At 62.6% G+C, this 21,519-nt stretch carries 26 protein-coding genes and 1 tRNA gene; 17 read left to right on the plus strand and 10 right to left on the minus strand.

Features of this window, described 5'->3' with window-relative positions:
• Positions 1-26: 26 nt before the first annotated feature.
• Positions 27-1,079: a GGDEF domain-containing protein gene (locus PVE35_RS14865; protein ID WP_277372246.1), complete on the plus strand. Its 1,053-nt coding sequence runs from the start codon at positions 27-29 to the stop codon at positions 1,077-1,079.
• Here the strand turns inward: PVE35_RS14865 and PVE35_RS14870 are convergent.
• Positions 1,070-1,519 carry a hypothetical protein gene (locus PVE35_RS14870; RefSeq protein WP_277372247.1) on the minus strand — a complete coding sequence of 150 codons (450 nt, stop codon included), beginning with the start codon at positions 1,517-1,519 and terminating at the stop codon, positions 1,070-1,072. The genes PVE35_RS14865 and PVE35_RS14870 overlap by 10 nt on opposite strands.
• Before the next feature lie 230 nt (positions 1,520-1,749).
• Here PVE35_RS14870 and PVE35_RS14875 point away from each other — a divergent pair, with 230 nt between their 5' ends.
• From PVE35_RS14875 to PVE35_RS14885, 3 genes are all read left to right on the plus strand, one after another.
• A complete protein-coding gene (locus PVE35_RS14875; RefSeq protein WP_268182893.1) occupies positions 1,750-2,031 on the plus strand; it encodes a peptidylprolyl isomerase in 282 nt (93 codons plus the stop codon).
• A 352-nt stretch (positions 2,032-2,383) separates the two neighbouring features.
• The gene (locus PVE35_RS14880; RefSeq protein ID WP_277372248.1) at positions 2,384-3,901 is read left to right on the plus strand and encodes a sensor domain-containing diguanylate cyclase; all 1,518 of its coding nucleotides are present in this window, start codon (positions 2,384-2,386) and stop codon (positions 3,899-3,901) included.
• 57 nt (positions 3,902-3,958) lie between these two features.
• Entirely contained in the window at positions 3,959-4,495 is a 537-nt protein-coding gene (locus tag PVE35_RS14885; RefSeq protein WP_268182889.1) for a DUF1003 domain-containing protein, read from the plus strand.
• Positions 4,496-4,582: 87 nt separating this feature from the next.
• Here PVE35_RS14885 and PVE35_RS14890 read toward each other — a convergent pair whose 3' ends face one another.
• Positions 4,583-5,476, minus strand: coding sequence for an EamA family transporter (locus PVE35_RS14890; protein ID WP_277372249.1), 894 nt, complete (start codon positions 5,474-5,476; stop codon positions 4,583-4,585).
• A 546-nt stretch (positions 5,477-6,022) separates the two neighbouring features.
• Between PVE35_RS14890 and PVE35_RS14895 the strand changes: the two genes are divergently transcribed.
• From PVE35_RS14895 to PVE35_RS14910, 4 genes are all read left to right on the plus strand, one after another.
• Positions 6,023-6,157 (plus strand): hypothetical protein, encoded by a 135-nt coding sequence (locus PVE35_RS14895; RefSeq protein ID WP_268182885.1) that lies wholly within the window; start codon positions 6,023-6,025, stop codon positions 6,155-6,157.
• Positions 6,158-6,320: 163 nt separating this feature from the next.
• A complete protein-coding gene (locus PVE35_RS14900) occupies positions 6,321-7,022 on the plus strand; it encodes a YebC/PmpR family DNA-binding transcriptional regulator (protein ID WP_268182883.1) in 702 nt (233 codons plus the stop codon).
• Positions 7,023-7,060: 38 nt separating this feature from the next.
• Positions 7,061-7,462, plus strand: coding sequence for an NUDIX domain-containing protein (locus tag PVE35_RS14905; protein WP_277372250.1), 402 nt, complete (start codon positions 7,061-7,063; stop codon positions 7,460-7,462).
• A 766-nt stretch (positions 7,463-8,228) separates the two neighbouring features.
• The gene (locus tag PVE35_RS14910; RefSeq protein ID WP_268182879.1) at positions 8,229-8,558 is read left to right on the plus strand and encodes a DUF2025 family protein; all 330 of its coding nucleotides are present in this window, start codon (positions 8,229-8,231) and stop codon (positions 8,556-8,558) included.
• Here PVE35_RS14910 and PVE35_RS14915 read toward each other — a convergent pair whose 3' ends face one another.
• Positions 8,559-9,380, minus strand: coding sequence for an amino acid ABC transporter permease (locus PVE35_RS14915; RefSeq protein ID WP_277372251.1), 822 nt, complete (start codon positions 9,378-9,380; stop codon positions 8,559-8,561).
• Complete coding sequence (locus PVE35_RS14920; protein ID WP_277372252.1) at positions 9,377-10,198, minus strand: ABC transporter substrate-binding protein; 822 nt, start codon at positions 10,196-10,198, stop codon at positions 9,377-9,379. The genes PVE35_RS14915 and PVE35_RS14920 overlap by 4 nt, the downstream gene beginning before the upstream one ends.
• Before the next feature lie 103 nt (positions 10,199-10,301).
• Between PVE35_RS14920 and PVE35_RS14925 the strand changes: the two genes are divergently transcribed.
• The 3 genes from PVE35_RS14925 (at position 10,302) to PVE35_RS14935 (ending at position 12,825) form a co-directional block, all read left to right on the plus strand.
• Entirely contained in the window at positions 10,302-11,198 is an 897-nt protein-coding gene (locus PVE35_RS14925; protein WP_277372253.1) for a homocysteine S-methyltransferase family protein, read from the plus strand.
• A 53-nt stretch (positions 11,199-11,251) separates the two neighbouring features.
• Entirely contained in the window at positions 11,252-11,656 is a 405-nt protein-coding gene (locus PVE35_RS14930) for a GNAT family N-acetyltransferase (protein WP_268182871.1), read from the plus strand.
• 131 nt (positions 11,657-11,787) lie between these two features.
• Complete coding sequence (locus PVE35_RS14935) at positions 11,788-12,825, plus strand: GGDEF domain-containing protein (protein WP_277372254.1); 1,038 nt, start codon at positions 11,788-11,790, stop codon at positions 12,823-12,825.
• Here PVE35_RS14935 and PVE35_RS14940 read toward each other — a convergent pair.
• Positions 12,822-13,145, minus strand: coding sequence for a hypothetical protein (locus tag PVE35_RS14940; protein ID WP_277372255.1), 324 nt, complete (start codon positions 13,143-13,145; stop codon positions 12,822-12,824). The two genes, PVE35_RS14935 and PVE35_RS14940, sit on opposite strands and share 4 nt — an antisense overlap.
• Positions 13,146-13,354: 209 nt before the next feature.
• Between PVE35_RS14940 and PVE35_RS14945 the strand changes: the two genes are divergently transcribed.
• The 4 genes from PVE35_RS14945 (at position 13,355) to PVE35_RS14960 (ending at position 15,004) form a co-directional block, all read left to right on the plus strand.
• On the plus strand, positions 13,355-13,621 hold the full coding sequence (locus tag PVE35_RS14945; protein WP_268182866.1) for a hypothetical protein: 267 nt from the start codon (positions 13,355-13,357) through the stop codon (positions 13,619-13,621).
• Between the two features lie 253 nt (positions 13,622-13,874).
• Positions 13,875-14,153 (plus strand): type II toxin-antitoxin system RelE/ParE family toxin, encoded by a 279-nt coding sequence (locus tag PVE35_RS14950; protein WP_037002684.1) that lies wholly within the window; start codon positions 13,875-13,877, stop codon positions 14,151-14,153.
• On the plus strand, positions 14,153-14,440 hold the full coding sequence (locus PVE35_RS14955) for a HigA family addiction module antitoxin (RefSeq protein WP_268182864.1): 288 nt from the start codon (positions 14,153-14,155) through the stop codon (positions 14,438-14,440). The genes PVE35_RS14950 and PVE35_RS14955 overlap by 1 nt, the downstream gene beginning before the upstream one ends.
• A gap of 393 nt (positions 14,441-14,833) precedes the next feature.
• On the plus strand, positions 14,834-15,004 hold the full coding sequence (locus tag PVE35_RS14960; RefSeq protein WP_268182863.1) for a YhfG family protein: 171 nt from the start codon (positions 14,834-14,836) through the stop codon (positions 15,002-15,004).
• A gap of 119 nt (positions 15,005-15,123) precedes the next feature.
• Here PVE35_RS14960 and PVE35_RS14965 read toward each other — a convergent pair.
• A tRNA-Thr gene (locus tag PVE35_RS14965) sits at positions 15,124-15,199 on the minus strand.
• Between the two features lie 269 nt (positions 15,200-15,468).
• Positions 15,469-16,305, minus strand: a complete 837-nt coding sequence (locus tag PVE35_RS14970) for a S1-like domain-containing RNA-binding protein (protein ID WP_277372256.1) — start codon at positions 16,303-16,305, stop codon at positions 15,469-15,471.
• Positions 16,306-16,534: 229 nt separating this feature from the next.
• Between PVE35_RS14970 and PVE35_RS14975 the strand changes: the two genes are divergently transcribed.
• On the plus strand, positions 16,535-16,726 hold the full coding sequence (locus PVE35_RS14975; RefSeq protein ID WP_268182859.1) for a hypothetical protein: 192 nt from the start codon (positions 16,535-16,537) through the stop codon (positions 16,724-16,726).
• A 47-nt stretch (positions 16,727-16,773) separates the two neighbouring features.
• Here PVE35_RS14975 and PVE35_RS14980 read toward each other — a convergent pair whose 3' ends face one another.
• Positions 16,774-17,868 (minus strand): PQQ-dependent sugar dehydrogenase, encoded by a 1,095-nt coding sequence (locus tag PVE35_RS14980; protein ID WP_277374890.1) that lies wholly within the window; start codon positions 17,866-17,868, stop codon positions 16,774-16,776.
• Between the two features lie 125 nt (positions 17,869-17,993).
• Positions 17,994-18,719: a transporter substrate-binding domain-containing protein gene (locus PVE35_RS14985; protein ID WP_277372257.1), complete on the minus strand. Its 726-nt coding sequence runs from the start codon at positions 18,717-18,719 to the stop codon at positions 17,994-17,996.
• A 137-nt stretch (positions 18,720-18,856) separates the two neighbouring features.
• On the opposite strand from PVE35_RS14985, the gene PVE35_RS14990 reads away from it, so the two are divergent.
• Positions 18,857-19,834: a zinc-dependent alcohol dehydrogenase family protein gene (locus tag PVE35_RS14990; protein WP_268182855.1), complete on the plus strand. Its 978-nt coding sequence runs from the start codon at positions 18,857-18,859 to the stop codon at positions 19,832-19,834.
• Between the two features lie 194 nt (positions 19,835-20,028).
• Here PVE35_RS14990 and PVE35_RS14995 read toward each other — a convergent pair whose 3' ends face one another.
• The gene (locus PVE35_RS14995; RefSeq protein ID WP_268182854.1) at positions 20,029-21,357 is read right to left on the minus strand and encodes an MFS transporter; all 1,329 of its coding nucleotides are present in this window, start codon (positions 21,355-21,357) and stop codon (positions 20,029-20,031) included.
• Positions 21,358-21,519 lie beyond the last annotated feature (162 nt).

Consider the following 21,519-nt stretch of genomic DNA (forward strand, 5'->3'; position numbering starts at 1 on the left):
GCTACTCCGATGAAATGGAACATCCGATGCCCGGCCGACTCATCCAGACCGACGAACACCGCCGCAAGGTTCTCAGGGCCTTGCTATGGATCACCGTCTGTGGCGGTTCGTTCTTCTCGGTGTTCAACCTGCTGCACGACAACTGGCTGCTGGCCGGCTTGGAAATCGCCTACGCCAGCGTATCGCTGTTCATGCTGACCATCATCAACACCACGCCGCGCCTGCCCCTGTGGACCACCATCTACCTGTTGCCGTTCTTCAGCATCATGATGGTGGGGCTGGCGCAGACGCATACCATCTTCGCCATCTTCGCCTGGATCCAGACCATCCCGATCATCTGCTACATGCTGCTTGGCCTGCGCCTGGGTATGTGCGGCTCGCTGCTGTTCGTCGGCATCGGGCTGTACGTCTTCACCTGGCGCTTCTCCTCCGAATCCCTGCTGCATAACCTGGAGATCGTCACCAATCTCGGCCTGGCCAGCCTCACCGTGATGATCTTCGCGCATATCTACGAGCGCAGCCGGCTGATCAACGAGCAGCGCCTGACGGAGAAGGCCACCACCGATGCGCTGACCGGCCTGCCCAACCGCCTGAAGCTGGCCGAGGTGTTCGAGCGCGAGCGTGCGCAGGCGCTACGCAATGGCACACCCTTGGCGCTGGTGTTTCTCGACATCGACCATTTCAAGCAGATCAATGACCGCTTCGGCCATGAGGGCGGTGATCGCGCCCTGCAGCACTTCGCCGAGGTGCTGCAACAACGTCTGCGCCAGAGTGACCTGCTGTGTCGGCTCGGCGGCGAGGAGTTCGCCGTGCTGCTACCCGGCAGCACCCCGACCGATGCCCTGGAGGTAGCCGAGAGCCTGCGCGAACGCCTGGCCAGTACATCCCTGGAAATCGATGGTAAGCCGCTGCAGATGACCCTCAGCGCGGGCCTCGCTCACTTCGGCGAAGATGGGCTGATCCTCAGCGCGCTGATGCTGGCGGCTGACAAGCGCACCTATGCGGCCAAACGCGCCGGGCGCAATCGGGTGATCGCCCGGGACGAATCGCCCGAGATAGAGGTCGGACATCAGGCGTAAACGCTGAGCCCGCCCTTGTCCTGCAGCCACTGGCGATAGGTTTCCAGCGAGTCGGTCTGCTGGTCACCGTTGTGCCCGGCGATGCGTACGCTGCCGTCCATGCCGGCATCCACCATCTTCTGCACCTGCGCCAGCAGCGTGGCGGCGTCGTCGCGATCCAGCGCCATCACGTCCGGCAGTTGTATGACGGCCGGTACGCTTGCCTTGCTTTCGGGGGTAGGTGCAACGCCGCTAGTGGCAGACGCCGCGCCGCCCTGCATGGCACGCAGCAAGCCACCCTCGTTACGCGCCACCACCTGTTTGGCAAAACGGCGCAGCTCATCCAAAGGATCCTGTTTGCTCTGGCCACCCGCCTCGCTACTGCCAGTGCTCGTGCGGTTGTTGAGCTGGCTGCCGTAGTAACTGAGCATCGCCGGCATGCTGTTGTTGATAGATGTCATGGGGCCTCCGCAAAAAGCATTCGCAGGCTACGAAGCAGATTCCGGGCCAGGGGCTGCGTGCCTTGCAGCACGCGGCTTGGACAACCACCTACGGCAGCGCTTTGCCAGCCAGCGGCAAGGCCTTGCCCATGTCGCCGGCAAGCGCGGAGCTGCCAAGACACGCCAACGGTCATTTGCTTGTCAGGGCGATTGCGCTAGGCTCTGCGCCTTTATCCAGAGGAGATACGCCCATGGCTCGCGCCACTGCCCGCCACATCCTGGTTGCCAGCGAAGACAAGTGCAACGAACTGAAAAGCGCCATCGAAGGCGGCGCCGATTTCGCCCAACTGGCCAAGGACAACTCCACCTGCCCGTCCGGCCGTAACGGTGGCGACCTGGGTTCGTTCGGCCCCGGCCAGATGGTCAAGGAATTCGACACTGTGGTGTTCAGCGCGCCGGTCGGCGTGGTGCAAGGCCCGGTCAAGACCCAGTTCGGCTATCACCTGCTGGAAGTCACCAGCCGTCAGGACTGATACTAGGGCCTGTTGACGTTTCGACGTGAGCCGCGTTGCTGCGCCAACATGCGCCAGGCTAGGCGCGGGATGCAGGTAATGGTCGTTCCCTTGCCAAATCCCGCAACGACGCATGGCGCAATTTGCCGCGCAACCCGAAGGGACGGGCCTGTTTTTGCGTGGTGCGTCGTTGCTCGACGGCTCATTTGGGCGACCAAACTTCGCGTCTCGCGCCTAGCTCCACGCAAAAAACGGGCTCCGTCGCGGCCACGAGCGAAACGTCAACAGGCCCTAGCAGTGACGAGCTGCCACGGCAGCTCGTCATCCTCTCAAGAGTCATTCAATCCCGCCTCGGAGGAGGCTGAGCTCCGCCATGAGAAAAGGCACCCGGCTCACGTCCGCCCTGCTGCTGTTCATCTGCCTGTCGCTGGCCTCCCTCGCCGCCTGGCAGATCTGGTTCTCACGCGAACGCGCGCTGCATGATCTGAACCTGTCCAGCTTGAATCTGGCTCAGGCGCTGGACAACTACAGCGAAGGGGTGATTCGCCAGTCGGAGCTGGTGCTGCTCGATCTCATCGAGCACCTGCAGCACGAGGGCAACACGCCTGCCTCGCGACACCAGCTCGAAGCGCTGATGCGCCAGCAGAGCGAGATACTCGGTATCGCCAGCGCCATCACCGTCTACGACGCTCACGGCAAACGCCTGTTCTCCTCCGTCAGTACCCTCAAAGATGCGCCGGGCGCTACCGACCGGGCCTATTTCATTCATCACCGCGACGATCCGTCCCCTGCCATCTTCATCGGCCCCACGGTCAAGAGCCGTGTCACCGGCGATTGGGTCTTCACCATCAGCCGCCGGCTCGACGATGCCAATGGCCAGTTCGCCGGAGTCAGCGTGGTGAGCCTGGGTATCGAGCACTTCCTGCAACTGTTCGGCAGCATCAAGCTGGGCGAGCAGGGCTCGGCCAGCCTCTCCAGCAGCGATGGCACCCTGCTGTTTCGTCACCCCTTCCGTGAACAGGATGTCGGCCTGAACTGGTCCAACTCGCCGATCCTGAAGGTATTGCAAGAACGCGACGAAGGCACCGCCGAGCTGGTCTCACGCATTGATGGCATCGAACGCCTGTATGCCTTCCGCCGCAACGGCCGCCTGCCCCTGATCACCGTGGTTGCACTCGGCCGCGACGAAGCCCTGGCGCCCTGGCGCCATGACGCGCAACTGTTCGCCACGCTGATCCTGATGCTGCTGGTCAGCGTGGGTGTCATCGGCCAGCGTCTGCTCGTGGACATTCGCCGCCGCACCCGCACGGAGAGAAAACTGCTCATCGCCCAGGAAGAACTGCTCGATGCCAATGCCCGGCTGGAAGTGCTGGCTTCGCAGGATGCCCTGACCGGCCTGGCCAACCGCCGCAGTTTCGACCAGACCCTGGAAGTGGAAATCCGCCGCGCCCTGCGCCGCCAGTCGGCACTGTCGCTGGTGCTGCTCGATATCGACTATTTCAAGCGCTACAACGACCGCTACGGCCACATAGCCGGCGACACCTGCCTGCGCACGGTCGCCGAGATCCTCAAGTCCTGCATCCATCGCCCAGGGGATCTGGCCGCGCGTTACGGTGGCGAGGAGCTGGCGCTGATCCTGCCGAACACCGATGCGGATGGTGCCGAAGCCATTGCCCGCACCTTCATGACGGCACTGCAGCAACGCCACCTGACCCATCAGGCCAGCCCCTTCGGCACGGTGACGGTGAGTCTCGGTATCGCCAGTCTGGTACACAGGGGCGAAGACAGCCATGACCTGGCCCTCAGCCTGATCCAGGCCGCCGACCAGGCGCTCTATCAGGCCAAGAGCGGCGGCCGTGACTGCCTGCAGCGGGCCGATTCGGTGGGGTGACAATCCTCACAAAGCCGTGCAGCATCAGCCTGCCCCTGGCTCGAAGAACGGACCGCCATGAACGACGCCCCGCACCCTCTGCAACAGCTCGCCCACAACCTGCTCGGCAAGGCCGTGCATGAACTCGAACCGGAAGAAAACAACGTTCTCGAAAAGATTCGCCAGCGTCGCCCCATCAGCCGCGACGTGGCCGACGTCTCGGACGAAGAATCGACCTTCGGCGAGCGCCTGTCGGACAAGGTCGCGGCGGTCGGCGGCTCCTGGTCATTCATCATCTGCTTCTCGCTGACCATGCTCGGCTGGATGCTGATCAACACCGACGTGCTCGCGCACTTCGGCATGGCCTTCGATCCCTACCCCTACATCTTCCTCAACCTGATGCTCTCGACCCTGGCCGCGGTGCAGGCGCCGATCATCATGATGAGCCAGAACCGCCAAGCGGCGAAGGATCGCCTGGCCGCCAGCCTGGACTTCGAGGTGAACCTGCGCGCCGAGCTGGAAATCATGCGCCTGCACGAAAAGATCGATCAGCGCATCCAGCAGCGTCTGGATCAGATCCTCGAACGCCTGCCGGAAAAGCGCTTGCAAGATTGAGCCGACACGGATCGCATTTGCACCGCAGGGTGCGCCGCCGTGCGCACCAGAGCTCCAGGAATTATCAGGCCAGGTGCGCAGCGTACCCTACGGCAGCGTCGCCGCCCTCTGGCGCCAGCCATCGAGCAGACGCCCACCCCAGACGTTGATCAGCAAGCCGACCATCACCAGCGCTGCGCCGGCCATCTGCAGAGCGCCAAGGCGCTCGCCCAGCAGCATGGCCGACGAGCTGATGCCCACCACCGGTACCAGCAACGAGAACGGCGCCACCTGGCTGGCCGGATAACGCGACAGCAGGCGGCTCCACAGGCCGTAGCCGAGAATGGTGGCGCCAAACGCCAGGTAGGCCAGCACCAGGGCCGAATCCAGACTGAAATGACGCAGCGAATCGCCGATCACCTGCGGCCCCTCCAGCCACAGCGACAACCCCAGGAAGGGCAAGGGTGGAATCAGGCTGCCCCAGACCACCAGGCCGACCAGATTGACCTTGCCCAGCTTGCGCGTCACCACGTTGCCCAGCGCCCACATCGAAGCGGCGGCGATGGTCAGGGCGAAACCGGCCAGGGTCATCGCCTGCCCGCCCTGCAGGCCGATCAAGGCCAGACCCGAGGCCGCCACCAGCAGGCCGAACAGATTGCTGCCGCGCAGCCGCTCGCCGAGGAACAGCGCCGCGAAGAACAGGGTGAAGAACGCCTGCGACTGCAGCACCAGCGAAGCCAGGCCGGCAGGCATGCCCACGTACATGGCATAGAACAGGCAGGCGAACTGCCCCAGCGAGATGGTCGCGCCATAGGCCAGCATCCAACGCAGTGGCACCTGCGGCCGGCGCACGAAGAGAATCGCCGGAAAGGCGGCCAACATGAAGCGCAGTGCCCCCAGCAGCATCGGCGGCATGCCGTGCAGGCCCACCTTGATGACCACGAAATTCAGCCCCCAGACCAGGATCACCAACAGTGCCAGCAATAGATCCTTGGGGGTCATGGCAGAAGCCTCATGATGAATGAACAGGCATTAGACCAGCCACCAGGCCTGCGCAGACAGACACAGTCGGCCAGCAAAGCGACCACACAGCCGCGCTAAGCCCTTTTCCGATGCAACGCGAGATCAGTTCCCCCCAGAGCCTGATGTTCCCCCATCGTGCCGCTGGGGGAGCGGCCTGTGCTTGCAATCGCGGGTCAACCACCTGTGGTTCTACCACTTCGCTCGGCTGGTTATTCTGCAGACAGGGGTGCAGTTGATCTGGCGCTCTCTGCAGGGTGCGCGGCCGCTCGGCACGTTCACCATCGCGCGAAGCCCATATCGATAAGGCGGTTTTCCCTCCTCTGTCTGGCTGCGCTCGCAACCACTAGATCCGAGGGTGAAGCAAACCAGGCCGAAGATCACCCGATGCCTGACTGCAAACCTGTTACTCTCGACGACTATGCTTCATACAGCGCACGCGCTTTGCAGACGGCCCGGTGGCCGAGGAGGTGGTAGTGACCAGAACGTATACGTCCAGTCAATGATCCATTTTTCGGAGTAACCACCATGAGCAAGAGTCAGGATTCACACAAGGAAAGCAAGAAAAAGCCGCAGAAGACCGCGCACGAAAAACGCGAAGCCAAGCGCGCGAAGAAACAGGGTTCGACCACCTTATTGGGTAGCCACTCGTCCCACGCCTGACCTCCCCCGCCCGGCACAGACCTACTGTGCCGGGCTCTGCAGCAGCTTCCACCGAAATTGCAGGTGCCGACAACCGCGCAAGGCACTAGAATCCGCACCCTATCCGATCGTCAGGCCGCTCTCGCGCGCCGACGCCGTTTCACTATCGGCCAGGAGACCCCAGATGGGCGCCCAGTGGAAAGCCAAACCCAAAGAAGCCGCCGCCAATGCCCGAGGCAAGATCTTCGGCAAGCTGGTGAAGGAAATCATGATCGCCGCGCGCAACGGCGCCGACCCGGACATGAACCCCAAGCTGCGCCTGGCCGTGCATCAGGCCAAGAAGGCCTCGATGCCCAAGGACACCCTGGAGCGCGCCATCAAGAAAGGTGCCGGGCTGTCCGGTGAGGTGATCAACTACGAACGCACCCTGTACGAGGGCTTCGCCCCCCATCAGGTGCCGTTGATCGTCGAGTGCCTGACCGACAACGTCAACCGCACCGTGGCCGAGATCCGCGTGTTGTTCCGCAAGGGCCAGCTCGGCGCGTCCGGCTCGGTGAGCTGGGATTTCGACCACGTTGGCCTGATCGAAGCCAGCAGCGACAGCGATGCCGACCCGGAACTGGCCGCCATCGAAGCCGGTGCTCAGGACTTCGTACCGGATGACGAGGGCGCCACCCTGTTCATCACCGACCCGACCGACCTCGACGCCGTGTGCAAGGCGCTGCCGGAGCAGGGTTTCACCGTCAACTCGGCCAAGCTCGGCTACCGCCCGAAGAACCCGGTGACCAGCCTGACGCCGGAGCAGATGGAAGAAGTCGAGGCCTTCCTCGAAGCCATCGACGGCCATGACGACGTGCAGAACGTTTACGTCGGCCTCGCCGGCTGATGCCGTTGGGCGCCCGATGGGCGCCCATTGCTGAGCTTATGAAAACCACACTGCATATCGCCGCTGCCTGCCTGTTCGACGAACGCGGCCGCCTGCTGCTGGTACGCAAGCGCAATACGCGCTTCTTCATGCTGCCTGGTGGCAAACGCGAACCGGGCGAAGATGCCTTGTCGGCGCTCGAGCGCGAGCTGCTCGAAGAGCTGGAACTGCAACTGGACGCCACCGCGCTGCAACCGCTCGGCCAGTTCCAGGCGCCTGCCGCCAACGAAGCCGATACCTGGCTGCAGGCGGATATCTACCGCGCCGCCCTGCCCCACGCCGTGCAAGCGGCTGCCGAGCTGGAAGAACTGCGCTGGCTCGACACCACCGCCCCCCTACCCGATGACCTGGCGCCGCTGCTGCGCGAGCAAGTGCTACCGGCCTTGCAACGCCTTCATTGAGGGCTGTTCGCGGAATCAGCAGTCTTGATACCGCACTGGCAAGTTTGTGTGTTGCCGGGGTTCAAGCTGTTTATGGGCGTTTAGCTGAAAGCTCTCGTTTCGCCCATCGATGCCTAAGGGTCGACTTACAAGAGGTACCGGTACGCCGGCCGCTTGCAAACAGTAAGCCGCTGCTGGGAGTACTGAGCGTGAGCCGAGGTGCCGAACTCGGCGTGGCCCGGCGGACTGTTCGCTGGCGCTCCTGAGTCCGCCCTACGGCTGCCGTGTGCGGTCGAGCGTACTCGCGAAACAGTACGCGGGGTTACCTCGGGTTCAGGCGCGTGCAGAGCCCGCCCAGGAGGGCGAACGCAATCGTCGTGGAAGAGGTTGAGCGACATGGATGTCGCGAAAGCCACGATGGGCCAGGGATGGCCCACCGCGGCGGGCCTCTGGAACGGCGATGGAGTGAGCGAACCCTCGCGTAGCGAGGGCCGGATGACCGGGCGGAGGGTTTTGGTTACTTTTGTCGGGCCGGCCATCCGGGGCAAAAGTGACTCGCCCGGGAGGGCGAAACCAAAAACATCAGCAAAAACGCGGCAATTCGGAACAGACACAAGAACAACTAACACCGTATTGCCAGTCCGGTGTCACCCAGGCATTCCTCCTGAAAATGCGATGAACCATTTTTTGATCCACGGCAACGCAGGCGACAACGCCAGTCGTTAGGCTGCGCCGATAACCAGAACCATTCTCTTTGCGTGCAAACCCATAGGAAGCGAGGTTTGCCATGAGTATCACGTCCGCCCAGATCTGCCAGGCCGCCGACCAGTTGCAGGGCTTCGTCGGCTTCAACGCCAAGACCGGCCAGTACCTGCTGCGTTTTTCCGAAGACAGCTTCGGCCTCGATGTGCCGGCCGAAACCATCACCCCCACCAGCGAATACGTCTGGCAGGCCTATGACGTCGGCCTGATGCGCCTGGATCGCCAGCGCCTGGCCTGGCTGCAGGCGCAGCGCATCGATGATCGGGTCAACCTCGGCGAGCCGCTGCGGGTTTATCTGCGGCGCAGTGACCTGCCGGAAATCCGCGCCGAGCGCCGCCCGCTCAACTGCGCCTGATCAGCGCTGATAACCCCGGGAAAAACGCCGCTCCAGGCGCGCCTGCACCAGCTCCAGGAGGATCGACAGCACCCAGTAGATCAGCGCTGCGGTGGTCAGCATTTCCAGGTAGCGATAGCTGGAACGGCCATAGGACTGAGCCAGGAACATCACCTCCCACACCCCCATCACCGAGATCAGCGACGAATCCTTGAGCATGGAGATGAACTGGTTGGCCGTGGGCGGGATGATGGTGCGCATGGCCTGCGGCAGGACGATGTAGAAGAAGATCTGCCCTGGGCCCATGCCCATGGCCACGGCGGCCTCGCGCTGCCCGGTGGGCACGGCCATGATGCCGGCGCGAAAGATCTCGCTGAGGTAGGCGCCATAGTTCAACGACAGGGCGATGATGCCGGCGCTGATCGCCCCCGGCACCAGGCCGATCTGCGGCAGGCCGAGGTAGATCAGCAGTATCTGGATCAGCAGCGGTGTGCCACGGAAGAACGAGGTGTAGAAGCTGGCCACGCCGAGCAGCACCGCGCTGTTCGACAGCCGCGCCAGCGCGGCGGCGAAGCCCAGCAGCAACGACACCAGCATCGAGCACAGACACAGGAACAGCGTCAACGCCGCGCCCTGCAGGAAGCCGTTGGGGCCGAGCTTGAAGCCGGCCAGGTAGGGAAACTTCTCCACGATGATGGAGAACTTCAGGTCGAAGCTGAGAAAGAAGCCAACGAACAGGATCAGCAGCGCCAACCAGGTCAGGTACAGGCGCGTGCGGAAACCGAACAGGCCAGCACTCGCACCGCTGCGGGCGGGCGCTCGGGAGGATGGCTGATCGCTCATTTACTGATATCGGCGCCGATCCACTTCTGCGACAAGCGCGCCAGGGTGCCGTCGGCCTTCAACTCGGCGAATGCTTCGCGCACCTTGGCGTTCCATTCGGCGTCGCCCTTCTCGATAGCCACCGAGTTCGGCTCTTCGTACAGCGGCGCGCCGGCCAGCTTGAAGCGCGCATCCTGCTGCAGACGCGGCTGTGCGGTGACCAGGTTGGTGAGCACCGCGTCCAGGCGTACGCCAGCGCCCAGGGCGAGATCCTGGAAGGCGACGTTGTCGGTGTCGTAAGGGGCGATCTGCACGAAATCGAACGGATAGTCGATCTGGCGCTCTTCGTCGCCCTCGATCACCAGGTTCTTATTCAGGTAGCTCTCGTAGCTGGAGGCGCTGGTCAAGCCGACCTTCATGCCATCGAGATCCTTGGCCGAGTGGATGCGATCATCCTTGGCATTGACCACGATCACCGCCGGCGAGGCGTAGTACTCCACCGGGAAATCGAACACCTCGGCGCGCGCCTTGCTCGGCGTCATCGAGCAGATGCAGATGTCATAGCGACCGTTCCAGCGGCCTGCAGCGATCACGTCCCAGGACGGCGTCTCGAAACGCACCTTGACCCCCAGCTTGTCGGCCACGGCCTTGGCCACGTCCACGTCGAAGCCATCGAGCTGGTTCTGCTCGTTGAGGAAGGAGAACGGCGGATAACTCTCCATCAGCACGTTGACCATTTCCTGCTTCGCCTGCACGCGATCGAGGGTTTCCCCGGCAAGGGCCTGGGTGGTGAGGGTGGCAGCGAGCAGGCTCGCGCCGAGCAAGGGTGGCAAACGCATGGAAATACCTGAACAATAGATGGGCAAAAGGATGGCGTATTAAATAGTTATAAGCGGCATCCAAGAAGTGAATTCTATTCATATTGATATAGTCGGAAGTCATATGCACGACAAGCCTTTGCTTATTCTCGATGGCGGCATGGGAAGAGAACTGCAGCGCCGCGGCGCCCCTTTTCGCCAGCCGGAATGGTCGGCCCTGGCCCTGACCGAAGCGCCGGAGGCCGTGATTGCCGTTCATGCAGCCTTCATCGAGGCCGGTGCACGGGTCATCACCAGCAACAGCTACGCCGTCGTGCCCTTTCATATCGGTGAACAGCGTTTCGCCGCCGAGGGTCTGAGCCTGGCCGATACGGCTGGTCGCCTGGCGCGCAGCGCAGCCGATGCCAGCGCTCAGCCGGTGCGCGTAGCCGGTTCGCTGCCGCCGCTGTTCGGCTCCTACCGGCCGGATCTGTTCCAGCCGCAGCGCGTCAGCGAATTGCTCAGCCCGCTGCTGCAGGGGCTGGCGCCGCATGTCGACCTGTGGCTGGCGGAAACCCAGAGTTCGATCGCCGAGGTACGCGCCATCCATGCGCTGCTGCCACAAGACGGCAAGCCGTTCTGGGTATCCTTCACCCTGCAGGACGATGGCGTCGATGAAATACCGCGCCTGCGCTCCGGCGAACCACTGAGCGAGGCCGCCGAGGCCATGGCCAGCCTGGGCGTGCAGCACCTGCTGTTCAATTGCAGCCAGCCGGAAGTGATAGGCGCGGCCATCGATGTGGCCCGCGACACTTACGCCCGCCTGGGCGTGGACGTCACTCTCGGCGCTTATGCCAACGCCTTCCCGCCACAGCCCAAGGACGCCAAGGCCAACGATGGCCTGGACGAGTTGCGCGACGACCTCGACCCGCCGGGCTACCTGGCCTGGGCCAGGGACTGGCGCCAGCGTGGCGCGAGCATGCTCGGTGGCTGCTGTGGCATCGGCCCGGAGCATATCGCCGAACTCCACCGCCACCTGTAAGCCGCATACAGGCACGACGCGCAGCCCTGCGTGTCGTGCCTGTGCATACCTACATGCCTGACTACCGCCAACTGCCCAGCCACCTGCGCCCGCTGGTGGACAAGTTCTACCGCCAGCATCGCTCCGCCATGCGCAGCCAGGCCGGCGACGAACTGTGGGTGGCCCAGCAGGGCAACGACATCGTCGCCGCCTTGAGTCTGCGCCCGGTGGCCGATGGGCAATGGCTCACCGGCCTGTTCGTGGCACCAGCGCAGCGTGGCCAGGGCCTGGCAAGCGGGCTCCTGACACAGAGCCTGCAGGCACACCCCGAACCAGCATGGCTGTTCTGCCACCCCGATCTCCTTGGGTTCTATCGACGCCAGGGCTTTCAGCCATCCCTGCGACTGCCGGATGAACTCGACCAACGGCTGGCACGTTATCGGCGCAGCAAGTCTCTAATAGCGCTACGCGCTCACTGAACGCCCGTCCAGGTTCCGTTGGCCCTTCAGAGCGAAACAACAACAGAACCTGATGGCACTTCGCCCAGAAAAGGCCTTGCCAGGCATCGACAAAGCTCTGCATGCTTGTCTACACAACAATGAAAAACGCCATGAAGACCCTCAAGACTCGCTTGCTCAAGCGCCTGCGTAACGACTTTCAACTGTCGATCGTCTCCCTCATGGGCTTATTCGGCGTGATCGGCATTGCCCCCTATGCCGTCTACCGCCTGCTGACTGGCAACTACCTGGTCGGCATCGCCGACACCATCATCGTGCTCTCGACCCTGGCCGCTGTGACGTACGCCTGGGTAAAGCGCGACACGAACACCCCTGGCATCTATCTGGCCGCCGTATTTTCCGTCGGCGCCACCCTCATCGCCATCAACCTGGGGGTCAACGGCCTGTTCTGGATCTACCCACTGATCCTCTTCAACTTCTTCATGGTTCCGCCTGGCAAGGCCTTGCTCGCGACCCTGCTGGTGCTCGTGAGCCTCGTCACCCATGCCCTGGTGTTTCCCGGCAGCGTATTCGAGAGCAACTATCAGATGGTGTCGTTCCTGGTCACCAGCATGATGGCCAGCACCTTGAGCTTCATCTTCGCCTACCGCACCGGTGTCCAGCGTGATCAGTTGCAGGTGATGGCCTCACAGGATCCACTCACCGGCGCGCGCAACCGGCGCGCCATGAACGAAGAACTGAAGATCGCCGTGGCCAGCCATCGTCGCCACAAGCACAGCTACGGCGTGTTGATCATGGATCTGGATCACTTCAAGCAGGTCAATGATCGCTGCGGCCACCATGCAGGCGACCAGGTGCTGATCGCCTTCGTCGAAATCATGCAGCGCGTCTCACGCAGCGAAGACCGCCTGTTTCGCTTCGGCGGCGAGGAGTTCCTGTTGCTGCTGCCCAATACCGACCTGAGCGGCTTGCACAGCGTCGCGCAGAACCTGCTCACGCGCGTCTCTGCCGAGCTGTACAGCCCGGTGGGCCCGGTCACCGTCTCCATCGGCGGCGCCGTCCTGCAGAGCGGCGAGCACTGGGAAAGCTGGATGCAGCGTGCCGATACCTGCCTCTATGAGGCCAAGAGCGCGGGACGCAACCGCGCCATCATCCACCCTGGGGAGCCAACGCGCACCCACAAGGACTAACGGCTGCGCTGCTGCTGATAACTACCCGCCCCCGGCTGCCGCTCGATGATCAGCCCACCCGGGTATTCGGTGCTCTGCCGAATGCCGCCGCGTGTCTCAGTGGAATGACTGCCGTAGCGGCTCTCTTGCCGTATGCTGCCTTGCGGCAGGCGCTGACCACCATAGAGGTCGTACTGCTGATAATTCGCCGAACCAGACACGCTGCCACTGGCGCCCGGGCTGACGTAACTCTTGGGAATGACCCTGATCGTCTGCGGCTCATCGGCAAAGGCCGTAGCGGCACAGATGCAAACCAGCACCATTGATATCAAACGCAGCATCGCTGAACCCTCCACTCCCTGATCATGACCGCCTGCAGAGTCGACAAAACAGCACCATAGTGCTCTTTTGACAATGGATGTGAAGAAGGGTGCAGTCTCGACCCAGCCCGCAAAACCACGACCACGTCACATTTCACTGGCCTTTCCTGCAGCCTTGTGTAGCATGCGCCACACCAGTGATAGCACTAGGCCAGGAGGCCGTAACGAACATGGAAGAACCTGAGCTGCATCGAGACAACCTGCGCCGCAACGGCCGCAAGGCATCCTGGGAAAACTTCAACACCGCCCCCCGACGCAGCGGCACAAACCCCGTTAGAAAGGTCGCCACCCCACAGAAAGACACCCTGGCACCTTTCACCCAGACTCACCGCCACGAAGCATCCACACCTCTGGAGCCAGGCAGTCTGTGGCCGATCTATGCCATCTTCCTGTTCGCCTTCGGCATGCTGGCTTACGTCAGCTATAACCTGATGTAGGGAAAACCAAGCACAGAAACGACAAAGGGCTAGCCGAAGCTAACCCTTTGATTTTTATGGTGCGGAGACAGGAGTCGAACCTGCGACCTTCGCATTACGAAATACGGCACCTCACTCGGTAAAAGCTGAAAGTCAGTAAAACCGAGGCTTCTAGAGCGTCTTCGATGTGATACTCCTTCACTAAGCTGCCCCCGAGGCTCAACCAGGGACACCTCAAGTTGTTGCGCGTTGCGCAACATGCTACGCTTCGCCAATGATCAAATCTTTCCAGCACAAAGGGCTGCGCAAGCTATTTGAAACGGGCAGCACAGCAGGCGTACAACCCGCCCATGCCAAGCGGCTACGAATGCAGCTAGCAGCCCTGGATACAGCCATGACGGTAGACGACATGGACATCCCTGGCTTCCGCCTGCACCCGCTCAAGGGAGAAATGCGTGGGCGCTGGTCGATCATGGTGAACGGCAACTGGCGGCTGACGTTCGAGTTTCGCGACGGAAACGCTTATGTCCTGGACTATGAGGATTACCACTGATGAACATGCACAACCCGCCCCATCCTGGTGAATTCATCACCGATATCTACCTGGAGCCGAACGGCATCAGCGGTCGTGAGCTGGCCGAAAAGCTGCGCGTAGCACCCTCGACCCTGAGCCGTGTGCTCAAGGGCACCAGCCGCGTAACGCCGGAAATGGCTCTGCGCCTCTCGGTAGCACTTGGTCGCTCGCCTGAGAGCTGGCTAGCTATGCAAGATGCTTACGACTTATGGAATGCCCGTCAGCATGTAGATCTGCAGCAGGTTGGAAAGCTGGCGTTTGCATGAATGTACTCAGGGTATGCCGCCAGCAGCGCGGACAGGTCTTCCAGCCTGGTCTTGGTTTTGATATCTGTCGCCACGGTCTGCCACCAGCAACAATCACTGATGGCAGTGCGTTTGACCAACGGCATCCGGGCCGATTAAGGGCGCCTCTAAAACGTAGGCGAGGCAGTCAGCGCAATACCGATGGCGGCCCCACAAAAACAGGAGAAGAAAGCACCTGGCCCGCATTCGGGTTTACGTGTTGTAAATGAGCATTCTGATCGGACTCACGCACGAGCCTGTTTTTAACGCCGCGATGGCAACGCAGGCAGTTTTTAGAGGTGCCCTTAAGTGGCAGAGTGAGTAGAAGACGGTACTCTGCCCCATGATCATCCTGTCGCGCTCAAGGCTTGAGCCATGCCCAATCTGACCCTGGAAGCCAAGAAGGCTTACTACGCCAAGATTCGCCAGTCGAACTATGCCGCCAGCCTGCGCCTGGAAGGCTTCGCTACCACACCAGAAGATGCCAAGCGCAAACTCCCAACGCGCGAAGAAGCCCTGAGCGCTTTACGCGCCCGACAGTCTTGATGATCTATAAATACGGCTTCGATCAGGATGGTATCTGTCGCACCGGCTAGCCAAATCGCCTAGCAGGGACACCGCCAGAAACGACAAAGGGCTAGCCGAAGCTAACCCTTTGATTTTTATGGTGCCGGAAACAGGAGTCGAACCTGCGACCTTCGCATTACGAATGCGCTGCTCTACCAACTGAGCTACACCGGCGAGAAGACCGGCGCATTATGCGAGTTGCCGCGGTTGGACTCAAGCCATGGCTGCATCAACCTTAGCAGGCCGTTGAAAAACGTAGGCGAGGCAGGCAAGACAAGGCAAAAAAAGCCGAAAAAGCGCAGTTTACGTGTTGTAAATGAGCATTTTGACTGGGCTCGCACGCGAGGCTGTTTTTAACGCAGTATTGCCAACGCACGACTGCATGGATGCAGGAGGTAGAGCGACGCAGGAAGCCAAAGCCGAGGTAGTTTTTCAGCAGCCTGTTAGAGCAGTTCGATGCGGTCATCGTAGATACGGATTCGCCCTTCCTTGTACAGGCCGCCAATGGCTTTCTTGAAGTTGCCCTTGCTTACGCGAAACGCTGTGGTGATGGCTTCCGGTGGGCTCTTGTCGCTCAGCGCCAGCACCCCGCCCTGCTCGCGCAGGCGTTCGAGTATCTGCTCGGCCAGGCCGGTGGCGGCTTCGCGGCCGATGGGTTGCAGGCTGAGGCTGATCTTGCCGTCGGCACGCAGTTCCTTGATGTAGCCCTTCTCACACATGCCGCTGCGCACGAACTTGAACAGTTCGTTCTTGTGGATCAAGCCCCAGTGCTTGCCATCGATGACGGCCTTGAAGCCAAGGTCGGTGCGCTCGACGATGAGCAGGTCGACCTCCTGCCCCACCTGGTAGTGTGCCGGCGTCTGGTCGAGATAACGATCCAGACGTGCGGTAGCGGTCAGGCGGCGGGTGCGCTTGTCCAGATAGAGGTAGACCACGCAGTAATCGCCGAGCTGCAGCGGGCGCTTCTCTTCGGAGTGCGGCAGCAGCAGATCCTTGGCCAGGCCCCAGTCGAGAAACAGGCCGATGCGGTTGATGTCGACCACCTTGAGGCTGGCGAACTCGCCAAGCTGAATCTTGGGCTTCTGCGTGGTGGCGATCAGCTTGTCTTCGCTGTCGAGGTAGAGGAACACGTTGAGCCAGTCCTCGACCTCGCAGGGCGTGTCCTTGGGAATGTAGCGCTTGGGCAGGAGGATCTCGCCGTCGGCCCCACCATCGAGGTACAGCCCGAAGTCGGTGTGCTTGACCACCTGTAAAGAATTCATCCGCCCGATCAAGGCCATTGCGTTTTCACCTCGCTGAAACAGCCGAGGATTCTACCCCAGTTCGGCCGCCACCGGGCCGCATCCGAGCTTATTCGACAGCCGGTCACGAGTGTGCAAGCCGCTGAGTGGCAAGCGCTTTTCGGCCTGAGCAAGGCTCGTAGCGCAGAGCCCTGGGGCAATAGATCGAGCAGGGAGGCGCCCTTTGAGGCATAATCACCGACCGCCCACTGAAAGACAGAGAAAGCTCATGGCTACCCTGCGCGTCAAATCCTCCAACAGTAAATCCAGCAAACCTGAAGCGGCCGTGGCCACTCGCGAGTCGCTGGAGGCGCAGATTGCCGCCTTCCTCAATGGCGGCGGCGAGATTCAGCAGATTGCCAAGGGCGTGAGCGGCCAGCAGTACGGCGGCACGCGGCAAATCACCATCAGCCGCAAGTAAGCCCCACTGGCCGCTGAAAGCCCCCTGTGCTGTCTTTCAGCGGCCTGCTACAGCCCCAAGCGCAGCAACTTCCCGTTCGGGGCATCCGTCAGCAGGTAGAGGTAGCCGTCCGGCCCCTGCCGCACATCGCGAATCCGGACATCGAGCGACTGCAACAGACGCTCCTCGTGCACCACTTCATCCCCTTGCAGTTGCAGGCGAATCAACGCCTGGCCCGCCAGCGCGCCGATAAACAAGTTGTGTTGCCAGGCCGGAAAGCGCTCTGCATCGTAGAAGGCCATGCCGCTGATCGCCGGGGATTTTTCCCAGACATGGTGCGGCGCCTCGGTGCCTTCCACCACCTCCCCCTTCGCTTCGGGAATCGGCAGCATCGAGTAGTTGATGCCATGGGTGGCCAGCGGCCAACCGTAGTTCTTGCCGGCCTCGGGGATGTTGATTTCATCGCCACCGCGCGGGCCGTGCTCGTGGGTCCACAGCCGTCCCGTCCAGGGATTGAGCGCTGCCCCCTGTTGGTTGCGATGGCCGTATGACCAGATCTCTGCACGCGCGCCAGTCTGGCCGACGAAGGGGTTGTCCTGCGGAATGCTTCCGTCCGGGTAGAGGCGCACCAGCTTGCCCTGCAACTTGTCGAGTGCCTGCGCGGTGGGCCGGTCGTTATTGTCGCCCAGGGCGATGAACAGGTGGCCGTCGCGGTCGAACACCAGGCGCGAGCCGAAGTGCACACCGTTGGACAGCTTGGGCTGCTGACGGAAGATCACCTCGAAGCCCTCCAGCGCCGTGGTATCAGCCGACAGACGTCCGCGCCCGACCGTGGTGCCGGCCGCACCGTCACCGGCTTCGGCGTAGGACAGGTAGACCAGGCGATCCGTGGCGAAGTCCGGCGACAGCACCACGTCCAGCAAACCGCCCTGCCCCGTGGCATAGACCTTGGGCACGCCGACCAATGGTGCGGAAATAGCCCCCTCCGGGCTGATGCGGCGCAGATTGCCCGGTCGTTCACTGACCAGAAAGCCCTGCCCATCCGGGAGGAAGGCGACCGCCCAGGGGTTGGCCAGCCCATCGGCGACGGTATGCACCTGCAGGGTGCCGAGTTCACTGGGCAATTGCCGATCTTCGGCAAGACCGAATGGGCTGCCGAGCATAGCGAGCAGCGCGAAGCTGGCGAGGGTCTTGGAGCGTGGCATCGGAACCTCCTGCGCGAGAGAACGGCTGTCCATAGTGCTACAGCACCGAGAACCCGGCAGCCGTGCAAAGGTTTCCTCAGGTTTCAGTCAGCCTGATAGCGCCGGGTAATGACGGCGTACTCACCGCTCTCCCGAAGCTGGCGCAAGCCCTGGTTGAAACGCTGGCGCTGGGCATCGAGGCGAAAGCCCAGGCGATAAGGCGTGGGCGCGAAGATGTCGTACCAGGTCAGGGGCTGGGTCACATCGACCTGGTCGGCCACTTCGGCGTCGAAATAACGAATGATGCGTCTGTCGCCCACCACCACATCGACCCGACCACTATAGAGCAGGCGGTTGCGATTGATCTGGTGGGCTTCCTCACGGTAGTCGGGATTGCGCTCGGCCATGCGCTGGAACTCTTCGCCCAGCAGCCAGCGCGCGCGCTGGAAAGCGCTGATCGAATGCCCCTGGAGATCGGCGATGCGCTCTATGCGATAGCCGCGCCTGGTCAGGGCCACAACGGCATTGTGGTAATGGATGTAGACATCCGAATAGTAGGCCTCGACGCCACTGCGTTCATGGGTGGTGGCGATGGCATCGATCTCGCCGCGGCGCAGCATCAGATGCAGGCGCTCCATGGGCGCATAGTAGGCATCCACCTCGAAGCCGACCTGACGCGCCGCCTGGTTCACCAGATCATATTCGAGCCCACGTGGTTCCCCCTCGAACACATAAGGCGGTTTGTGCGTACCGAAACCGACATGCAGGGTTTCAGCCTGCGCCAACGAGGCCAACCATAGCAATCCAACCCACCACCACCCGCTACCCATGCAACGCTCCACTTGTCGACAAGGCAGAGCATAGACGGCTCCACGCTCATCACCACAATGGATGCCAGAGGATTCACTCCGCTTTGCGCCATGCCAGCTAGACTGGCTCGACTGACTTGCACTGCCTGGAGAACATCATGCTCAAAGCCGAATACCAACACCGCGGCCCGGTGCCGCAAGACGTGATCGAAGCCGTTGCCCTGACACTCCCCGAGCCGGCCGCCGGCCAGGTGCGGGTAAAGGTGCTGGCCGCGCCGATCAACCCCTCCGACGTACTCACCCTGACCGGCGCCTACGGCATGCTGCCGCCGCTACCAGCGGTCGGTGGCAACGAGGGCGTGGGCCGCGTCGAAGCCCTCGGCGAAGGCGTCAGCCAGTTCAAGGTCGGCCAGACCGTGCTGCTGCCGGTGGGTTGCGGCACCTGGGTGAGCGCCATGAACGCGCCGGCGGACAAGCTCATCGCGCTGCCGGACAGTGACCCGCTGCAACTGGCCATGCTCACCGTCAACCCGCCGACCGCCTCGCTGCTGCTGAGCGAGTTCGTCGACCTCAAACCGGGCGACTGGGTGATCCAGAACGCAGCCAACTCCGGCGTCGGCAGCTACCTGATCCAACTGGCCAAGCTGCGCGGCTTCAAGACCCTCAACGTGGTGCGTCGCGAATCGGCGATTGCCGGCGTCGAGGCCGAAGGCGGCGATGTGGTGTTGGTCGACGGCCCCGACCTGGCCAAGCGCGTGCGCGCGATAACCGGCGGGGCCGATGTGCGCTTGGGGATAGACGCGGTCGGCGGCGCCAGCACCGACCACCTGGCGGCCGCGCTGAGCAACGGTGGCGTGCTGGTCAACTACGGCATGATGAGTGGCCAGCCCTGCCAGGTCTCGCCAGCCTCCTTCGTGTTCCGCGACGTGACCCTGCGTGGCTTCTGGCTGGCCAAATGGTTCCAGCAGGCCAGCCAGGCGCAGCAGATGAAGGTGTTCGGCGAACTGGTGCAACTGATCGCCAGCGGCAAGCTCAAGACCCGCATCGCCGCCACTTACGACCTGGCGCATATCAAGGACGCCGTGGCAGCCGCCGCCAGCGGCGAGCGCGACGGCAAGATCCTGCTGGTGCCCTGAACCGACAGCAGACAGCGGCCGGGCGTACCAGACACCGGCCGCGTAGGCGGAGGGCGGACGAAGGAGCGTAGGGCCGGCGGACTCAGGAGCCTAAGCGAACAGTCCGCCGGGCCATGCCAAACCTGGCCCCACAACGCTCCGCTGAAACGCCCACGGCGTACTGCTTCGCGAACGGATCACCACCCTTCCCACTCTCAAACCGGCACGGCCTGCTCCAATCCCTCGCGCATGCGCTGGGCATCGCGCTGGAAGCTGCGTGACGCCTGGAGCAAGGCCAGCAGAGTGCAGAACAAGGCCACCGGAATCAGCAGCATCGCATCATGCAGGCCAGCGGCCTTGAAGGCTTCGCTCATCTCACTGGCACCGGCTGCCTGCATCGCCGTTCTGGCGTAATGATCCGACAGCCCGCCCACCACCAACGGGCCGAGGCCACCGCCGAGCAGATACAAACCTGCGAAGAACAGCGCCATCGCCGTGGCCCGCAGGCGCGGCTCGACCACGTCCTGAATCGCGGTGTAGACGCAGGTATAGAAGTTGTAGGAGAACAGCCAACCCAGACTGAACACGCCAACGAACAGGCTGATGTCGATACGCCCCGCGCTCAGCGACCAGCCCGTGCAGAGGGTGCCGATAAGCATGCTCAGGGCGGCAAACAACAGACGCCCGTTGGCCCAGCGCTGGTGCACCTTGTCCGCGACCCAGCCGCCCAGAGTCAGGCCGACCAGCCCGGTCAGGCCGACGATCATCCCAGTGGCCATCGCCGCCTGCTGCAGGCCCAGGCCGAAGTAGCGCTGCAGCATCGGCACCATGAAGGCATTGCAGGCGTAGGTGGCGAAATTGAAGGCCAACCCGGCCAGCACCAGCCACCAGAAGGTGCGGATCGCCAACACCTTGCGCAGCGGATTGGCCACCGGCTCCTGACTCATCGGCGTGCTCTCCGCCGCGCCGCGCTGCGGCTCGCGGATGAAGAACAGGAACAGCGCCAGGATCAGCCCCGGAACCGCCGCGATGAGAAAGGGCGCCCGCCAGCTACCGAAGGCCTGCACCATGGCGCCGATGCTGAAAAAGGCCAACAGCAGCCCCAGGGGCAAGCCGAGCATGAAGATGCCCATGGCGCGCGCTCGCTTGTGCGCTGGGAACAAATCACCGATCAACGAGTTGGCCGCCGGAGCATAACTGGCCTCGCCGATACCCACTCCCATGCGAATCAGCAAGAAGCTCCAGAAATTCCAGGCCATGCCATTGAGCGCCGTCAGCCCGCTCCAGACGGCCAGGCCCCAGCCCATGATCTTGCGCCGTGCGCCCGTGTCGGCCATGCGCCCCAGCGGCACGCCGGCGATGGCATAGACGATGGTGAAGGCAGTGCCAATCAGCCCTAGCTGCAGATCGCTCAGGCTCCACTCCAGACGTATCGGCTCAATGATGATGGCCGGGATGGTGCGGTCGAAGAAGTTGAACAGATTGGCGAGAAAGAGCAGGAACAGAATGCGCCAGGCATTCGGGGCTTGCTGGTCAGGTTGCATGGCTTGCCATCTCCTTGTGTCAGTGCCAGGCCTGTGTGGTGCCGCCCCCCTGGCAGCACCGGCCAACCACCGGAGCCGGCAATCTAGGCAGTTTTCCTCAAACTGTCTGCGAACATTCGCTTGATTTATGTCATGCGATGTTGCGGCGGCAAAAACCGCTCA

The sequence above is a fragment of the Pseudomonas sp. AA-38 genome (assembly GCF_029457475.1).
Taxonomy (GTDB): Bacteria; Pseudomonadota; Gammaproteobacteria; order Pseudomonadales; family Pseudomonadaceae; genus Aquipseudomonas.

Bases quoted from the DNA above. Each gene is read 5' to 3' on its own strand.
- PVE35_RS14940 (WP_277372255.1), bottom strand. From the start codon at position 13,145: ATGCTGCGTTTGATATCAATGGTGCTGGTTTGCATCTGTGCCGCTACG.
- PVE35_RS14865 (WP_277372246.1), top strand. From the start codon at position 27: ATGCCCGGCCGACTCATCCAGACCGACGAACACCGCCGCAAGGTTCTC.
- PVE35_RS14910 (WP_268182879.1), top strand. From the start codon at position 8,229: ATGAGTATCACGTCCGCCCAGATCTGCCAGGCCGCCGACCAGTTGCAG.
- PVE35_RS14920 (WP_277372252.1), bottom strand. From the start codon at position 10,198: ATGCGTTTGCCACCCTTGCTCGGCGCGAGCCTGCTCGCTGCCACCCTC.
- PVE35_RS14960 (WP_268182863.1), top strand. From the start codon at position 14,834: ATGCCCAATCTGACCCTGGAAGCCAAGAAGGCTTACTACGCCAAGATT.
- PVE35_RS14985 (WP_277372257.1), bottom strand. From the start codon at position 18,719: ATGGGTAGCGGGTGGTGGTGGGTTGGATTGCTATGGTTGGCCTCGTTG.
- PVE35_RS14930 (WP_268182871.1), top strand. From the start codon at position 11,252: ATGCCTGACTACCGCCAACTGCCCAGCCACCTGCGCCCGCTGGTGGAC.
- PVE35_RS14970 (WP_277372256.1), bottom strand. From the start codon at position 16,305: ATGGCCTTGATCGGGCGGATGAATTCTTTACAGGTGGTCAAGCACACC.
- PVE35_RS14875 (WP_268182893.1), top strand. From the start codon at position 1,750: ATGGCTCGCGCCACTGCCCGCCACATCCTGGTTGCCAGCGAAGACAAG.
- PVE35_RS14885 (WP_268182889.1), top strand. From the start codon at position 3,959: ATGAACGACGCCCCGCACCCTCTGCAACAGCTCGCCCACAACCTGCTC.
- PVE35_RS14925 (WP_277372253.1), top strand. From the start codon at position 10,302: ATGCACGACAAGCCTTTGCTTATTCTCGATGGCGGCATGGGAAGAGAA.
- PVE35_RS14900 (WP_268182883.1), top strand. From the start codon at position 6,321: ATGGGCGCCCAGTGGAAAGCCAAACCCAAAGAAGCCGCCGCCAATGCC.
- PVE35_RS14870 (WP_277372247.1), bottom strand. From the start codon at position 1,519: ATGACATCTATCAACAACAGCATGCCGGCGATGCTCAGTTACTACGGC.
- PVE35_RS14975 (WP_268182859.1), top strand. From the start codon at position 16,535: ATGGCTACCCTGCGCGTCAAATCCTCCAACAGTAAATCCAGCAAACCT.
- PVE35_RS14880 (WP_277372248.1), top strand. From the start codon at position 2,384: ATGAGAAAAGGCACCCGGCTCACGTCCGCCCTGCTGCTGTTCATCTGC.
- PVE35_RS14995 (WP_268182854.1), bottom strand. From the start codon at position 21,357: ATGCAACCTGACCAGCAAGCCCCGAATGCCTGGCGCATTCTGTTCCTG.
- PVE35_RS14980 (WP_277374890.1), bottom strand. From the start codon at position 17,868: ATGCTCGGCAGCCCATTCGGTCTTGCCGAAGATCGGCAATTGCCCAGT.
- PVE35_RS14990 (WP_268182855.1), top strand. From the start codon at position 18,857: ATGCTCAAAGCCGAATACCAACACCGCGGCCCGGTGCCGCAAGACGTG.
- PVE35_RS14895 (WP_268182885.1), top strand. From the start codon at position 6,023: ATGAGCAAGAGTCAGGATTCACACAAGGAAAGCAAGAAAAAGCCGCAG.
- PVE35_RS14955 (WP_268182864.1), top strand. From the start codon at position 14,153: ATGAACATGCACAACCCGCCCCATCCTGGTGAATTCATCACCGATATC.
- PVE35_RS14905 (WP_277372250.1), top strand. From the start codon at position 7,061: ATGAAAACCACACTGCATATCGCCGCTGCCTGCCTGTTCGACGAACGC.
- PVE35_RS14945 (WP_268182866.1), top strand. From the start codon at position 13,355: ATGGAAGAACCTGAGCTGCATCGAGACAACCTGCGCCGCAACGGCCGC.
- PVE35_RS14890 (WP_277372249.1), bottom strand. From the start codon at position 5,476: ATGACCCCCAAGGATCTATTGCTGGCACTGTTGGTGATCCTGGTCTGG.
- PVE35_RS14935 (WP_277372254.1), top strand. From the start codon at position 11,788: ATGAAGACCCTCAAGACTCGCTTGCTCAAGCGCCTGCGTAACGACTTT.
- PVE35_RS14950 (WP_037002684.1), top strand. From the start codon at position 13,875: ATGATCAAATCTTTCCAGCACAAAGGGCTGCGCAAGCTATTTGAAACG.
- PVE35_RS14915 (WP_277372251.1), bottom strand. From the start codon at position 9,380: ATGAGCGATCAGCCATCCTCCCGAGCGCCCGCCCGCAGCGGTGCGAGT.